The sequence below is a fragment of the Allorhizobium sp. DMC15 genome (assembly GCF_056314065.1).
Genome location: NZ_JBQUZB010000003.1, coordinates 583,081 through 598,200, shown reverse-complemented (window position 1 = coordinate 598,200; position 15,120 = coordinate 583,081). Strand labels below are relative to the sequence as shown.

At 62.5% G+C, this 15,120-nt stretch carries 9 protein-coding genes and 1 pseudogene; 5 read left to right on the top strand and 5 right to left on the bottom strand.

The annotated features are described in order from the left end of the window. Window positions 1-35: 35 nt before the first annotated feature. Window positions 36-455: an RNA polymerase-binding protein DksA gene (gene dksA, locus ACT53S_RS17200; protein ID WP_062278662.1), complete on the top strand. Its 420-nt coding sequence runs from the start codon at window positions 36-38 to the stop codon at window positions 453-455. A gap of 151 nt (window positions 456-606) precedes the next feature. Here the strand turns inward: dksA and ACT53S_RS17195 are convergent, their stop codons facing one another. Beyond that, on the bottom strand, window positions 607-2,181 hold the full coding sequence (locus ACT53S_RS17195; protein WP_476067871.1) for a hypothetical protein: 1,575 nt from the start codon (window positions 2,179-2,181) through the stop codon (window positions 607-609). A gap of 261 nt (window positions 2,182-2,442) precedes the next feature. Here ACT53S_RS17195 and cckA point away from each other — a divergent pair, with 261 nt between their 5' ends. Then, window positions 2,443-5,073 (top strand): cell cycle histidine kinase CckA, encoded by a 2,631-nt coding sequence (cckA, locus tag ACT53S_RS17190; protein ID WP_476067870.1) that lies wholly within the window; start codon window positions 2,443-2,445, stop codon window positions 5,071-5,073. An 85-nt stretch (window positions 5,074-5,158) separates the two neighbouring features. Here the strand turns inward: cckA and ACT53S_RS17185 are convergent, their stop codons facing one another. Both ACT53S_RS17185 and ACT53S_RS17180 read right to left on the bottom strand, forming a co-directional pair. Next, window positions 5,159-6,085: a pseudouridine-5'-phosphate glycosidase gene (locus ACT53S_RS17185; protein ID WP_113376602.1), complete on the bottom strand. Its 927-nt coding sequence runs from the start codon at window positions 6,083-6,085 to the stop codon at window positions 5,159-5,161. 28 nt (window positions 6,086-6,113) lie between these two features. Next, the gene (locus tag ACT53S_RS17180; protein WP_476067869.1) at window positions 6,114-7,058 is read right to left on the bottom strand and encodes a carbohydrate kinase family protein; all 945 of its coding nucleotides are present in this window, start codon (window positions 7,056-7,058) and stop codon (window positions 6,114-6,116) included. A gap of 242 nt (window positions 7,059-7,300) precedes the next feature. Between ACT53S_RS17180 and recA the strand changes: the two genes are divergently transcribed. From recA to ACT53S_RS17165, 3 genes are all read left to right on the top strand, one after another. Beyond that, on the top strand, window positions 7,301-8,389 hold the full coding sequence (gene recA / locus ACT53S_RS17175; RefSeq protein ID WP_113376600.1) for a recombinase RecA: 1,089 nt from the start codon (window positions 7,301-7,303) through the stop codon (window positions 8,387-8,389). Between the two features lie 163 nt (window positions 8,390-8,552). After that, window positions 8,553-11,210, top strand: a complete 2,658-nt coding sequence (gene alaS / locus ACT53S_RS17170; RefSeq protein WP_476067868.1) for an alanine--tRNA ligase — start codon at window positions 8,553-8,555, stop codon at window positions 11,208-11,210. Between the two features lie 208 nt (window positions 11,211-11,418). Beyond that, on the top strand, window positions 11,419-12,675 hold the full coding sequence (locus tag ACT53S_RS17165) for a GGDEF domain-containing protein (protein ID WP_476067867.1): 1,257 nt from the start codon (window positions 11,419-11,421) through the stop codon (window positions 12,673-12,675). Window positions 12,676-12,696: 21 nt separating this feature from the next. On the opposite strand, the gene ACT53S_RS17160 is transcribed toward ACT53S_RS17165, so the two are convergent. After that, complete coding sequence (locus ACT53S_RS17160; RefSeq protein WP_476067866.1) at window positions 12,697-14,319, bottom strand: SulP family inorganic anion transporter; 1,623 nt, start codon at window positions 14,317-14,319, stop codon at window positions 12,697-12,699. A gap of 139 nt (window positions 14,320-14,458) precedes the next feature. After that, window positions 14,459-15,086, bottom strand: a pseudogene (locus tag ACT53S_RS17155) (glutathione S-transferase family protein). Window positions 15,087-15,120 lie beyond the last annotated feature (34 nt).

The window sequence follows — 15,120 nt, the reverse complement described above, 5'->3', positions numbered from 1 at the left end:
AGCCGCCCATTGAGATGTTCTTCAGGAGAATCGCGTTGAGTGAGAAGATCAATCTTAGCAATTATGTACTCTCGGAAGACGATGAGTTCATGAACGCGAACCAGCGGGCCTACTTCAGGGCAAAGCTGATCGCCTGGAAGAACGACATTCTCCGTGAGGCGCGCGAGACGCTCGAACATCTCGCAGAAGAAAGCGCCAACCACCCGGACCTCGCCGACCGGGCTTCCTCCGAAACCGACCGAGCCATCGAACTGAGAGCCCGCGATCGCCAGCGCAAGCTGATCTCGAAGATCGATGCAGCCCTGCAGCGGATCGAAGACGGCACTTATGGCTATTGCGAGGAAACGGGTGAGCCGATCGGCCTGAAGCGGCTGGATGCGCGTCCGATCGCGACCCTTTCGATCGAGGCGCAAGAACGCCACGAGCGTCGCGAAAAGGTCTATCGCGACGAGTGACAACGGGCCTCTGGCCTGTAACTTGGTCAGTCTGGCGACATCGTGTCGAAAACCCGCTTCGTGCGGGTTTTTTGTTTTGTGTGCTTGCGGACGAGGGTGGCACGGCGTGCGCTGTCCACCCTCGCTTTTACGGCGGCGTCACCGCCGAAGCTCACGGGTTGCGACTGGCCGACATCTCGCCGAAAATCCGGGCGATCTCGTTCTGCAGATTCGGCTCTTCCGTTGTGGGCGCCGATGTTGCTGCCGGATTTGCCGGCGAGGCGGGAGACGTGAGCCGCGGGTCGCTGACGAGCGGACCGATCGGCGGCCGTGGGCGGTCGGCACGGGTTTCTGGCAATAAGGCCGGGATCGGCGTCGCAGACGTGGTCTGTTGCCGTGATGGTCCCGGATCTGCCGCGATGTGCAGCGCCATTTCTTCTTCCAAAACACGTTCGAAGTCGCTGAGGTCGCGCCCGGACACCGGTGCCGTCTGCGGCTCTTCGGGTCGAACGGGTCCCTGCTCTACGGGCATGAAACGCTCAGCGTCGTATTGGCTGGCGCTTGATGAAGACAGCACATGGGAGCGGGCGGCGTCCAACACGTCTTCGGCGTTCATCCCAGGGACAGGCTGCGAGGTCGCGGCGAACTCCGCATGGGTCGGAGGCTCCACTGCGGGCACGCTCCCTACTGTGGCAGGTGAGGCCGTGGCGATCGCCGGCTCAACGAGCAGTTCGACCCTCGGCGCAATCTGCGGCGGTTCCGATCCCACGGGGCCCGGCTTTGCGGACATGGAATCTGGATACGGCGTCTCGACGGAGGGGGCTTCTGCGACAACCGGCTCCGGTTCCTCAATAAGGCGTGCGGCCGAAACGTCGACTGGTGCTGCAGAACGCGCTGGCGGCTCGATGGATGGCGCCGTGGACGTGGCAGATGGGACCGGTGCCAACACCGCCGCGACAGCGGCTGCGGGCGCTGCAGTGCCTGTCATCATGGACGGGCTCGTCGCTGCTGCTGGCGAGGGAACTGGTAGTACCGGCGCGGCCGGGAGAACCGGGGCTGGGGTCTCCGCCGTATGCGGCGACTGGACGGTCTTTGATGGGATCGCCGCAGAAGCCTCGGCTTTCACAGGGGCCTCGCTCCGGCGCTCGCTCATTTGAGCGCTGCGAGGGGCGAAAGGCTCGGCCGCGCTCTCGGCGGCTTTCGCAACCGGGGCCGATGCGCGAGCGGTTATGGGGTCAGCAACAGGGGACTGCGCGGCTCTTGCCGGTTCGCGCTCCGCAGATGTCGGCTGCTGAATCGCTTTCGCGTCGTTCGATCCCGAAACCGATGGTGCCGCGACCGGAGCGGTCGGCGCGCTCGCCGGCGGCGCAGACAGACCCTGCGGCGCAATCTGCGGGGCGAGCCGCACTGCATCCTCCGCAGCGGCTGTCTGCAGCGCGCGTGCCGTGAGGTAGTGGCGCTCGTCGCCGATCCCGGATTCGATCACGAGGTCCGTCGGGCCGCCGATCATCACGAGATGCTCGACATTGTCGCGACGGATCAGGACGATGCGACGGCGCGTGTCGATGGCTGCTGCGTCCAATACCTGCAGGCGGGGCTGACGGTTGCGGCCACCGCGGACGAAAGGCGATGGCGCACGGTTGCGCAGGATCCACAGCACGATGAAGAGGCACAGAAGCCCCAGACTAACCCCGAGTGCCGCCACCAGGAAGTTGCTGCCATAGGCGGAAATCAGTTCGTCCAGCATCTTAAACGCTCCCTTTGCAGGCTTTTTGGCAGAAGACGTCGCTGTCTGCAATGCGAGGTTTTTGTCCCGTCGATGTTGAGGACGCGACAGCCGCGCCATGCTATCAGTCCAGAATGCGGCAATCCTGTGGGATAGTGGACGCAGCGGGACATTGCGGGCTTTCTTCGCTTTTTGCCGTCCGGGCAAATTGTTAAACAGGATGCTGCACCGATTCTGGCGGAATTGACCGGGCGGCGGTGCGTTTACAGGCAAGAGGCATTCATGACACGACAGCTGAACGACGGCGACGGAGACAGCCCCCTGGTTGATCGCCGCGGCGGCATTGGTGCCGCGCTGCGCATCCTGTTGCTGGCGCTTGCATTGCTTGCTGCCGCCGCTGCTTTCGTCTTCTTCCGAGACCAGCTCGACAACCAGATCGTGCTCGGTGTCCTCGGCATCCTGGCGATGATGGGGATCTTCTTCATCGTCGCGGCCGTCATCGGCTTTGTCGAGGTGATGCCTCAGCCGCAAGGCGACAGTCTCGCCCGCCGCTTTCTTGCGAGCCAGCCCGATGGCACGCTCATCACGGACGCTGAGGGGCGGATCGTATTTGCCAATGCCGCATACGGGGCCATGACCGGCGCGCGCAAGGCGACCGAGGTCCAGACGCTGGAGGCGCTGCTCTCACGTTATCGCGAATCCAGCGAAGCGCTTTACCGTCTGACGAACGGGCTGCGCGAAGGGCGTGAAAGCTACGAGGAATTTCGTCTGTTGAAGCCGATCGGCAGCCTGACTGCCAACGGGTCGGGGGCACACTGGTACCGGCTCAAAGCGCGGCTTCTGCCGGGCGAAGGTCGAGGACGGGGTCTTCACGTTTGGCAGATCTCCGACATCACTTCGGAGCGGGACGATCAGGAGCGCTTCTTCAAGGAGTTGCAACACGCAATCGATTATCTCGATCATGCGCCTGCCGGCTTCTTCTCTGCCGGCCGCAAGGGAGAGATTTATTATCTCAACGCAACGCTGGCCGAATGGCTCGGCGTCGATCTCACGCAATTCAGCCCGGGCTCCATGTCGATCGGCGATCTGGTCGCCGGCGAGGGTATGGCGCTGATTAATTCGGTGCAGGCGGAGCCCGGCCAGGCGCGGACGGAAACGCTCGATCTCGATCTGCGTCGGGTGAACGGTCAGAGCCTGCCGGTGCGCCTGGTGCACAGGGTGAAGGCCGCACGTGACGGAGCGCCGGGCGAGAGCCGTTCGATCGTGCTCGCCCGTCAGCAGGGAGAAGGGGCCGACCAGTCCGACTCCGTTGCCTCGATGCGGTTCACCCGTTTCTTCAACAATACGCCGATGGCGATCGCATCGGTGGATGGCGAGGGGCGCATCCTCAGAACCAATGCGCCATTCATGAAGCTCTTTGCCGATATCATCTCACGTGACGAAATCGAGCGGCACGGACTGATCGAAGTCGTCCTGCACGAGAACGAACGTGAGGGCTTCCGTCAGGCTCTGGCCGCCGCCATGGACCGGCAGGTCGACATCGCGCCGATCGACAGTCGGCATCCGACCAATGACATCAGGCATTTCCGCTTCTATGTGAATGCCGTGATCGACCAGAGCGACGAAGCGCCCGAAGAGGCGGCGATCGTCTATGCGGTCGATGTAACCGACCAGAAGGCGCTTGAGGCGCAAATGGCGCAGACGCAGAAGATGAATGCGGTGGGGACGCTTGCGGGCGGGATCGCGCACGATTTCAACAACGTGCTGACCGCCATCCTTCTCTCTTCCGACCATCTGCTGCTACAGGCAAGGCCGTCGGATGCGAGCTTCGCCGACCTGATGGAAATCAAGCGCAATGCCAATCGTGCCGCCGTACTCGTCAGGCAGTTGCTCGCCTTCTCGCGCAAGCAGACGATGCGTCCGTCCGTTTTGAACCTCACCGACGTGATCGGGGATCTGCGGATGTTGGTCGACCGGCTGATATCCGGGTCCAATGTCAAGCTGAAGGTCGAATATGGCCGCGATCTCTGGCCGGTGAAAACCGACCTGTCGCAGTTCGAGCAGGTGCTGATCAATCTCTGCGTCAATGCACGGGATGCCATGCCGCAAGGTGGAACGATCACCGTCTCGACGCGCAATGTCAGCGGCGACGAGGCCGGCGAATTCGGCTATCGCGGATTGCCGTCGGAAGACATGGTTCTGATCGAGGTCGCGGATACGGGGACAGGCATTGCGCCGGAGATCATGGACAAGATCTTCGAACCCTTCTTCACCACCAAGGAGGTGGGCAAGGGCACCGGGCTCGGGCTCGCCATGGTTTACGGCATCGTCAAGCAATCGGGCGGCTACATCTATCCGGAATCGGAAGTCGGCAAGGGAACCGCCTTCCGCATTTTCCTGCCGCGCCACATTCCAGACGTTGTCGCGGCGCCCATGGATGCCAAAGCCACGGCGGGCAGCGATGAGGCCGGCAGCCTGCCGCCGGCGACGCCTGCGGCGGCCGTCGACCCGGCCAACGATGGCAAAGATCTGACCGGCAAATCGGCCGTTGTGCTTCTCGTCGAGGACGAGGAGGCCGTACGGCGTGGCGGCAAGCGCATGCTTGAGACGCGCGGCTATACGGTGCACGAGGCCGGATCCGGCGTCGAGGCGCTCGACATCATGGACGAACTCAACGGCGAGGTCGACATTGTTGTCTCCGACGTCGTGATGCCCGAGATGGACGGACCGACCCTGCTGACGGAACTGCGCAAAAAATATCCGGATCTGAAGTTCATTTTCGTCTCGGGTTATGCCGAGGATGCCTTTGCCCGCAATCTGCCGGCCGATGCGACCTTCGGCTTCCTGCCTAAACCCTTCTCGCTGAAGCAGTTGGCGGTCGCCGTGCGCGAAATGCTGGACGGTGAAGGCTGAGCCGGAACGTCCTCAATCCGATAAAAGAGAACCCGCCGGAGCGATCCGGCGGGTTCTCTTGTTTCTGCTTTTTGTCTAGGAGACGTCAGCCGTTGAGGGCAACGGCGATCTCGGCCGCCAGCCGCGCATTGTTCTCGACAAGCGCGATGTTGGTCTTGAGGCTGCGGCCGCCGGTCAGGTGGAAGAGGTTGTCCAGCAGGTAAGGCGTGACGGCCTTGCCGACGATCTCGTCGCGTTCGGCATTGGCTAGCGAGCGGCTGATATAGATTTCCATCTCTTCGCGCGGGATTTCGTCGGCTTCCGGAACCGGGTTGGCAATCAACATGCCACCGGCAATGCCGAGTTCGTCACGCATCTTCTGGAAGTTGGCAATTGCCGCCGGGCTCGGCAGGCTGAGCGGGCTCTTGAGGCCGGAACTGCGCGACCAAAAGGCGGGGAAATCCTCGCTGTCATAGGTCACGACCGGCACGCCCCGGGTTTCCAGAACTTCGAGCGTCTTCGGGATGTCGAGGATCGCCTTCGGGCCGGCGGAGACGACGATGACGCCGGTGCGGGCGAGTTCTTCAAGGTCGGCGGATATGTCGAAGCTCTCTTCCGCCCCGCGATGCACGCCACCGATGCCGCCGGTGGCAAAGACATGGATGCCGGCGCGATAGGCGGCGATCATGGTGGCAGCAACCGTAGTTGCGCCATTGCGGCGTTCAGCGATGGCAAAGGCGAGGTCGGCACGCGACAGCTTCATCACATGCTGCATCTGGGCCAATTCTTCGAGTTGCGCCGGCTCAAGGCCGATATGCAGCACGCCCTTGATGACCGCGATTGTCGCGGGCACGGCGCCCTGCTGGCGGATGATGTTTTCCACGCTGCGCGCCATTTCCAGGTTGCCGGGATAAGGCATGCCATGGGTGATGATGGTGGATTCGAGCGCGACGATAGCCGCGCCGCGCTGCTTGGCGGCTGTGACTTCGCTGGAATAGGCGATCGGCAGGAGGGGGGAGATGGAACGCGTCATGGGAGATCTTTCAAGCTGGAGCGGCTCGTCATGGCAGGAAACGGGCCTCAGGGACAAGTGACAACTGCGTGTCGAGCCGGGCGGCGGACAGATTTTCATCCGTCGCATGGGGGGAGGCGAGGGTGATCGCGGCGCAGGCCGTGCCCCGACGCAGCGCCTGGCAAAGGTCCAGGCCCGCGATCCGGGCATGCAGGAAACCCGCAGCAAAGGCATCGCCGGCGCCGGTAACGTCGCCGATCGCCTTGATCGGGGCGGGTTCTATAACAGCGATGCGATCGGCGTCGAAGGCGACAGTCAAGCCACCGCCGGAGGTTACCGAACCGCCGCGCAGACCGCTGGCGCGCAGCAGATCCGGCCAGTCTTCGGCCCGGTCCGGTCTCTTGCCGGCGATGGCTTCGGCCTCGGCACCATTCATGAAGAGGTGATGGAGATGGGGAAATGCGCCGCGCAGGCGCACGACCTTCGCCGGCGAAATCGCAATAGCCGAAACCGTCTTCCCGCCGGCTGCGGACAGGGCCGCAAGTGCCGCCAGGGTCTCTGCAGGGAGATTGGCATCGCAGAGGACGTGAGCCGCAGCAGCGAGGCTGTCGCGCATGGAGCGAGCTCGAAGGCGTCGTGCGACGAAAGCGTCGTAAAGCGCCATGTCGGCCAGCGCGATGACGAGATTGCCGTCATTTTCCAGGATGGCGGTATAACTCGGGGTCGCCCGGTCCAAAAACAGGACAGGCCAGTCATCGATGCCTGCCCGTTCTGCCGCCTCGGCGACCGCCAGGCCGGCTGCATCCCCGCCGCGTGGCGCGATCAGGCGCACGGAGCGTCCGACACGGGCCAGATTGCGGGCCGCGTTGAAGACACCGCCGCCGGGTTCTTCGAACCACGATCCGGGATTGCTCGCACCCGGTCTTGTCTCGCCGGAGATGCGGGCGCGCCGGTCAATATGAGCGCCTCCGACGGCCAGGATTTCGATACTCATGACATCGTCTCCAGCCGGCTGCGAAGACGAATCGGAGAGCGCGCTTTTGGGAGCGATCCGACCGCAACGGCTCGGGCCCCGGCACCGATGCGTCCGCCCGGAACAAAATTCGAACACGCATCCAAAAAGCCTTTCTGAATAAAGACTTCGATTGCTCTTGCGAAATGAGAACAAATAGAGTACATGATGTCCATCGGCGGCTTCATTGCCTATGCGGCCTCAATAACCTAAAGGTGGATCGAATGGCACAGAATTCTTTGCGGCTTGTAGAGGACAAATCGGTGGATAAAAGCAAGGCATTGGAAGCGGCGCTCTCGCAGATCGAACGGTCGTTCGGCAAGGGCTCGATCATGAAACTCGGTGCGAACGAGAGCGTGGTCGAAGTCGAGACGGTCTCGACGGGCTCGCTCAGCCTCGACATCGCGCTTGGCATCGGCGGTCTGCCGAAGGGCCGTATCATTGAAGTTTATGGCCCGGAAAGCTCGGGTAAGACGACGCTGGCTCTGCAGACCATCGCGGAAGCCCAGAAGAAGGGCGGCATCTGCGCCTTTGTCGATGCCGAACACGCGCTCGATCCGGTCTATGCCCGCAAGCTGGGCGTCGATCTGCAGAACCTCCTGATCTCGCAGCCGGATACCGGCGAACAGGCGCTCGAAATCACGGACACGCTGGTGCGCTCCGGTGCCATCGACGTGCTGGTCGTCGACTCGGTTGCCGCGCTTACGCCGCGCGCTGAAATCGAAGGTGAGATGGGCGACAGCCTGCCGGGCATGCAGGCCCGTCTGATGAGCCAGGCGCTGCGCAAGCTGACAGCCTCCATCTCGCGCTCGAAGACCATGGTCATCTTCATCAACCAGATCCGCATGAAGATCGGCGTGATGTTCGGTTCGCCGGAAACGACGACGGGCGGTAACGCTCTGAAGTTCTACGCCTCGGTTCGTCTCGACATCCGCCGTATTGGCGCGGTGAAGGATCGCGAAGAGGTCGTCGGTAACCAGACCCGCGTGAAGGTCGTCAAGAACAAGATGGCGCCTCCCTTCAAGCAGGTCGAATTCGACATCATGTATGGCGAAGGTGTTTCGAAGACGGGCGAACTTGTCGATCTCGGCGTCAAGGCCGGCATTGTCGAAAAGTCCGGCGCCTGGTTCTCCTACAACAGCCAGCGTCTGGGACAGGGCCGCGAGAATGCCAAGCTCTTCCTGCGCGACAATCCAGCCGTTGCCCAGGAGATTGAAATGGCGCTGCGCCAGAACGCCGGGCTGATTGCCGAGCGTTTCCTGCAGAACGGTGGTCCGGACGCCAATGATGGTGATGGTGCCGACGACATCTAAGGCCCAAGGCTCGCTTTGATTTTCACCGGCCGCGTTTCGTCAGAAGCGCGGCCGGTTTTCGTTTGCGCGTGCGGATACGCCGCTGGACAGGGGGCATGGCGGGCGATAAAAGCCATTGATTTTGCGAATTGGCCGGGTTCCCGGCCTGAATGAAGGGCGTGACATGAGCGGTGTAAACGACATCCGGTCGACTTTCCTCGATTACTTCAAGACGAACGGTCACGAGGTTGTTTCCTCCAGTCCTCTGGTGCCGCGCAACGACCCGACGCTGATGTTCACCAATGCCGGCATGGTTCAGTTCAAGAACGTCTTCACCGGTCTCGAACAGCGCCCCTATTCGACGGCTGCGACCGCGCAGAAATGCGTGCGCGCCGGCGGCAAGCACAATGACCTCGACAATGTCGGCTATACCGCCCGCCATCATACCTTCTTTGAAATGCTGGGGAATTTCTCCTTTGGCGACTATTTCAAGGAACGCGCCATCGAACTCGCCTGGAACCTGATCACCAAGGAATTCGGCATCGACCGCAACCGGTTGCTGGTCACCGTCTACCACACCGACGACGAGGCTCACGGTCTGTGGAAGAAGATCGCCGGCCTTTCGGACGACAAGATCATCCGCATTCCGACCAGCGACAATTTCTGGGCCATGGGTGATACTGGTCCGTGCGGTCCCTGTTCGGAAATCTTCTACGACCATGGCGACCATATCTGGGGTGGCCCTCCGGGTTCGCCCGAGGAAGACGGCGACCGCTTCATCGAGATCTGGAACCTCGTCTTCATGCAGTACGAGCAGATCACGAAGGAAGAGCGCATCAACCTTCCGCGTCCCTCGATCGATACTGGCATGGGTCTCGAGCGCATCGCCGCGCTGCTGCAGGGCAAGCACGACAATTACGACATTGACCTGTTCCGTGCCCTGATCGACGCTTCCGTCGACCTCACCGGTGTCAAGGCCGAGGGTGAGCGTCGCGCCAGCCATCGCGTTATTGCCGACCATCTGCGCTCGTCTGCCTTTCTGATCGCCGATGGCGTGCTGCCGTCGAACGAAGGCCGCGGCTATGTCCTTCGCCGTATCATGCGCCGCGCCATGCGCCATGCGCAGCTTCTCGGCGCCAAGGATCCGATCATCTACAAGCTGCTGCCGGTCCTCGTGCAGCAGATGGGCCGGGCTTATCCGGAACTGGTGCGCGCCGAAGCTTTAATCTCGGAGACTCTGAAGCTGGAGGAAACCCGCTTCCGCAAGACGCTCGAGCGCGGTCTGACGCTGCTCTCCGACGCCACCGCCTCGCTCGACAAGGGCGACAGCCTCGATGGCGAAACCGCCTTCAAGCTCTATGACACCTATGGCTTCCCGCTTGACCTGACCCAGGACGCCTTGCGCGGCCGGGGCATCGGTGTTGACCTCACAGGCTTCAACGACGCCATGCAGCGCCAGAAGGCCGAAGCCCGCGCCAGCTGGGCGGGTTCTGGCGACAAGGCGCAGGAGACTGTCTGGTTCGAACTCAAGGAAAAGTTTGGGGCAACCGAGTTCCTCGGTTACAGCGCCGAGACCGCAGAGGGGCAGGTTCTCGCCATCGTGAAGGATGGCAAGGTCGTCGACCAGGCGAGCGCCGGCGAAGAGGTTCAAATCGTCGTCAACCAGACGCCTTTCTACGGCGAGTCCGGTGGCCAGATGGGGGATACCGGTGAGATCGTCGGTGAAGGTTTCTCGCTGTCTGTGAGCGACACCCAGAAGAAGGGCGAAGGCGTCTTCGTGCACGTCGCGGCCGTCCAGAACGGTATCGTCAAGGCTGGTGACGCAGTGCAGCTTAATGTCGACCATGCACGCCGCTCGCGTCTGCGCTCCAACCATTCCGCCACGCATTTGCTGCACGAAGCGCTGCGCGAAATCCTCGGCACGCATGTGGCTCAGAAGGGCTCGCTGGTGGCGCCCGAGCGTCTCCGTTTCGATATTTCGCATCCCAAGCCGATTACCGCCGAGGAGTTGAAGGTCGTCGAGGAAATGGCGAACGAGATCATCCTGCAGAATTCTCCGGTTACCACCCGGTTGATGGCAGTGGATGACGCGATCGCCGAAGGCGCAATGGCGCTTTTCGGCGAAAAATACGGTGACGAAGTGCGTGTGGTCTCGATGGGAACGGCGCTGCGCGGCGAAAAAGCCGGCAAGTCTTATTCCACCGAGCTGTGCGGCGGTACGCACGTGAGTGCAACCGGTGACATCGGTCTTGTCCGCCTCGTCGGAGAAAGTGCCGTTGGTGCCGGGGTTCGCCGGATCGAGGCGCTGACCGGGGATGCGGCGCGTGCCTATCTCGCCGAGCAGGATGAGCGTGTGAAGGCGCTGGCTGCTTCGCTTAAGGTTCAGCCGGCCGATGTGGTCGGTCGCGTTGAAACCCTGATCGACGAGCGCCGCAAGCTCGAAAAGGAGCTGGCGGATGCCAAGCGCAAACTCGCCATGGGCGGCGGCGCGAGCGGCGGCGCCGAAGCACCAAAGGTCGTGAACGGCATCAGCTTTGTCGGGCGGGTGTTGCACGGTGTTGACGCCAAAGACCTGAAGGGTATGGCCGACGAAGCCAAGGTCGGGCTGGAGCAGGCCGTCGTCCTGCTGATCGCCGTGTCGGATGACGGCAAGGCCAGCGCGGTGGTTTCAGTGACGCCGAACCTGACGGAACGGCTGAGCGCCGTGGATCTGGTGCGTGTCGCGTCCGCGGCACTCGGTGGTAAAGGCGGCGGCGGCCGCCCGGACATGGCCCAGGCGGGCGGTCCGGACGGTGGCCAGGCCGAGGCGGCGATTGCCGCCGTCGAAGCCGCGCTCGTCTGAAGCGGACTTGAAAAGAACGACAGAGGGCCGGCCATTCGTGCCGGCTCTTTTGCTTTGTGGCTCATTCGCGACGGGAGAACGCCGGTGCAAGCCGTTTTGCCGCAGATGGTCCCCCCAGTTTTCGTGGATACATCGGTGAATTTACCGAAGCGTTTTGGGTTTTCTTCAATTTTCGCTGCCATGGTCCCGCCGTTCGCGAGGTTTGGACTTGGACCAGATTTTTCATATACCGACGCTTAGCCTCTGCCTGTCAGCGGTCTGCATCACCGTGTCGGTGTTTGTGACGGTGTTGTGGCACGAGGACAGAGGCAATCGGGCGCTGGCATTCTGGTCACTCGGTCTTTGGGCGGGCTGTGGCGGGCTCGGGCTTCTCGCTCTTCGTGATGTCGCGCCACCGGTTGTGGCGCTCGGCTTTGGCAATGCCTTCAGCCTGTGGAGCCTTGGTCTCATCTGGCTCGGCTGCATCGCCTTCGACCGGCTGGAGATCCGTTTTCCGGCAGTCAAAGCCTTCTCATGCGGCGCGATCTGGCTGGTCTGCTTTGCGCTGTGGCCGCGCTTTGCCGCCGATCTCAACATGCGGATCGTTGTCTGTTCCGTGCTCTTCTGTCTTGCGTCTCTCATGGTCACGTCGGCCATATGGCGGGGTTATCGACAGGATCCGATGGCGGCACGGCGCCTGGCCATCTTCGCCTTCGGCGGTCATGGGCTTGTCTATCTGATCCGCGTACCGATGCCACTGGTCGAACCAGTGACGCTTTCGGCTGGCTACGGGCCGCTCTGGTTCGGGCTGATGATGTTCATCTTTTTCGTGCAGGGACTGGTCGGCGTGCTCGCGATCTTCGCCATGGTCTATGAGCGGACGCTGCGTGCCCATAAGCTGGCCTCGGAAATCGATTTCCTCACCGCGGTGCCGAACCGCCGCGCCTTCCTTCTGGCGGTCGAAAGCAGTCGGCAGAAACCCGAGGGCGCTTCGGCAGGCGCCATTCTTGCGCTGGTCGATGCGGATCATTTCAAATCGATCAATGACACGCATGGTCATGCCGCGGGCGATGCGGTGCTGGTGGCCCTTGCGGCCTTCTTGTCGGGGCGGCTTCCGAAGGGGGGCGTCTTCGGCCGATTGGGCGGCGAGGAGTTCGGCATCTATCTGCCGTCACCTCAGGTGGAACACGAGCCCGATCTCCTGGAGAGTTTGCGGGTCGCTGTCGGACGGCTCGATATTCGCCAGGGGGAGACGCCACTACCGGTGACGATCAGCCTCGGTGCCGTGCGCCTCGCAGCCGGAGATGTCGATCTGCAGATGGCGCTCGCGGCCGCAGACCGGGCTCTCTATGCCTCCAAGAAAGGCGGCCGTGACAAGTTGAGCTGGTCTGATTTCGATGTAATGCCGTCGTCGACCGTGCCGTTGCAGGCGCTACAGCCCCGACCGAGCGGCGAGACGCTTGAACCGGCGCGTCCGGCTGCTTGATCGCTTCCAACGTCAGTCACGTCAGATGCTATCGCCGCGGATGGCCCAGCGGGCCTGCGTGAGTGTCGTGGTGAAGACGATGTCCTTCATGGGCAATTCGTGGTGGGCCAGCATCAGGCGTATCTCCGGGCGTTCACTGACGACATAGACCTTGACCCCGGATCGCTGGGCCTTCTTGATGACGCCTGCGAGCAAATTGGCCCCTGACGTATCGATAAACTGAATGCCGCTGCAATCGAGGACGAGATTGCGGTGACCGGCCGCAATCCGGTCGAGCACGGCGCTTGCCGCAGCAACGGCGCCGAAAAAGAAGGCGCCGTCGAGCCGGTAGACCACCGTGTCGGCATCACTGTTGTCGAGGGGGAGTTCATCCTCCTGGGCGGTTATTCTGAGGCTTTTCGCCATGTGGCGGATGAACTGCAGCGCCGCGAGCGACACGCCGACGAGTATGCCTTCGGTGAGGTCGCGGAAAATGACCAGGAGGAACGTGACCGCCAGCACCAGCGTTTCTCCGCGCGAGGTGCGTATCAGCGCGACGATTGCGGAGCGTTCCACCATGTTCCAGGACACGACAGCCAGAACGCCGGCGAGGCTTGCCAGCGGGATGTAGGCGGCAAGCGGTGCGGCAACCAGCATGAAGAACAGCAGAAACACCGCGTGAAGCATCCCGGAGATGGGGCTTGTTGCTCCGGCTCTTACGTTGGTGGCGGTCCGGGCGATCGTGCCGGTGACGCAGATGCCGCCAAAAGCTGCGGAACCGATATTTGCGATCCCCTGCGCCACAAGTTCCATATTCGAACGATGGCGTCGTCCGGTCATGCCATCGGCGACCACGGCCGACAGAAGTGATTCAATCGCACCGAGAAGGGCAAAGGCTACGGCGTCCGGCAAGACAGAGACAATCCGCTCCGGCGACAGTTGTGGCATGCTCGGCATGGGGAGGCCCGAGGGAATGCCGCCGAACTTCGAGCCGATGGTCGACACCGGCAGATGCAGGAGAGAAGCGGCAGCCGACGCGGTGATCACGGCAATGAGCAAGCCGGGCCAGGTCGGCCGAAGGCGGCGGAGGAGGAGAATGACAGCGATGGTCAGACCGGCGACGGCCGCGGCCGACAGGGAAAAGCCGGGCAGGGCGGACAGGATCGCCGGGATTTTGTCGAGCAAGGGCCCGGGTTCCCCGCCCGCAAAGGTCAAGCCGAGAAGCTCGCCGATCTGGCTTGCAAAGATGATCACCGCAATGCCCGCTGTGAAGCCGATGGTGACGGGATAGGGGATGAACTTGATGTAGTCTCCGAGCCGCAACACGCCGGCAGCGACCAGCATCAGTCCCGCGATCGCGGTCGCCAGGAGCAGTCCGTCGATGCCATGGCGGCTGACGGTCGCTGCCACGAGCACGATGAAGGCTCCGGCCGGGCCGCCGATCTGGTGCCGGCTGCCTCCGAGGGCCGACACAATGAAACCGCCGACGATCGCCGTGTAGAGACCGCGATCGGGCGTCACCCCCGAGGCAATTGCAATCGCCATGGATAGGGGAAGCGCGACGATGGCGACGGTCAGACCGGCAAGGGCATCGGCCTTTAGCCGCGCAACATCGTAGCCCTCCCGGAACACACTGACGGTCTTCGGGAGAAGGTCTTCTTTCATGGCGTCGGATGCGAAGCTTCGGGCATGAGGCTACCCAAGGTCAGGGGTTCCGAGATCATAGGACCTGAGTCTATTGCGTCTTGCAATCGGCCAACCGGCTTCAATTCGGAGTTCTTCTCTCAACCGCTTGTCAACGCGGTCAGGGTGCAGCCTTTTGCAGTTCTGCAGCCGCGGCGTCATCAAGCGCGCGGGCTCGCTGATGGGCAGGGCGGGCGGCGAGGGCGGCAAAATAGTCTTCGAAGGCCGGACGCTTCTCTATCGACCCGAATTGCAGACCCCAGCCGATATGGGAGCCGACATAGACATCGGCAGCGGAAAAGCGGTCGCCAGCGACGAACTGTCGACCCGAAAGTGCCGATTCGAGCGTGTCCATGACCGTTTCAAAGGAACCGTAACCGACCATGCCTTTCCGCTCCTTCGGAACCTCGACATTCAGGCTTCGATTGGTGACGGCAGCCTCCAACGGACCCGCGGCAAAGAACATCCAGCGATAGTAGTCGCGCGATCTCCGAGGGCCGGCGCGAGGCCGGCAGCAGGAAAGGCGTCGGCTAGATAGGCGCAGATGGCGGCGCATTCGGTCACCACTGTCTCGCCGTGACGAATTGCCGGCACCTTGCCCATCGGGTTGATGCGGCGATAGGCTTCAGCTTTCATCTCTGGGCCGTAGTTGATGACATGGGCCTCATAAGGCTGGCCGAGTTCCTCCAGCATCCAGCGGGCGTGCGTCCGCGCGAGAGGGGATGCGTGTAGAAATGCAGATCCGTCATGGCCATTCTCCCATCTGCTGCCTTTATCCCCGGA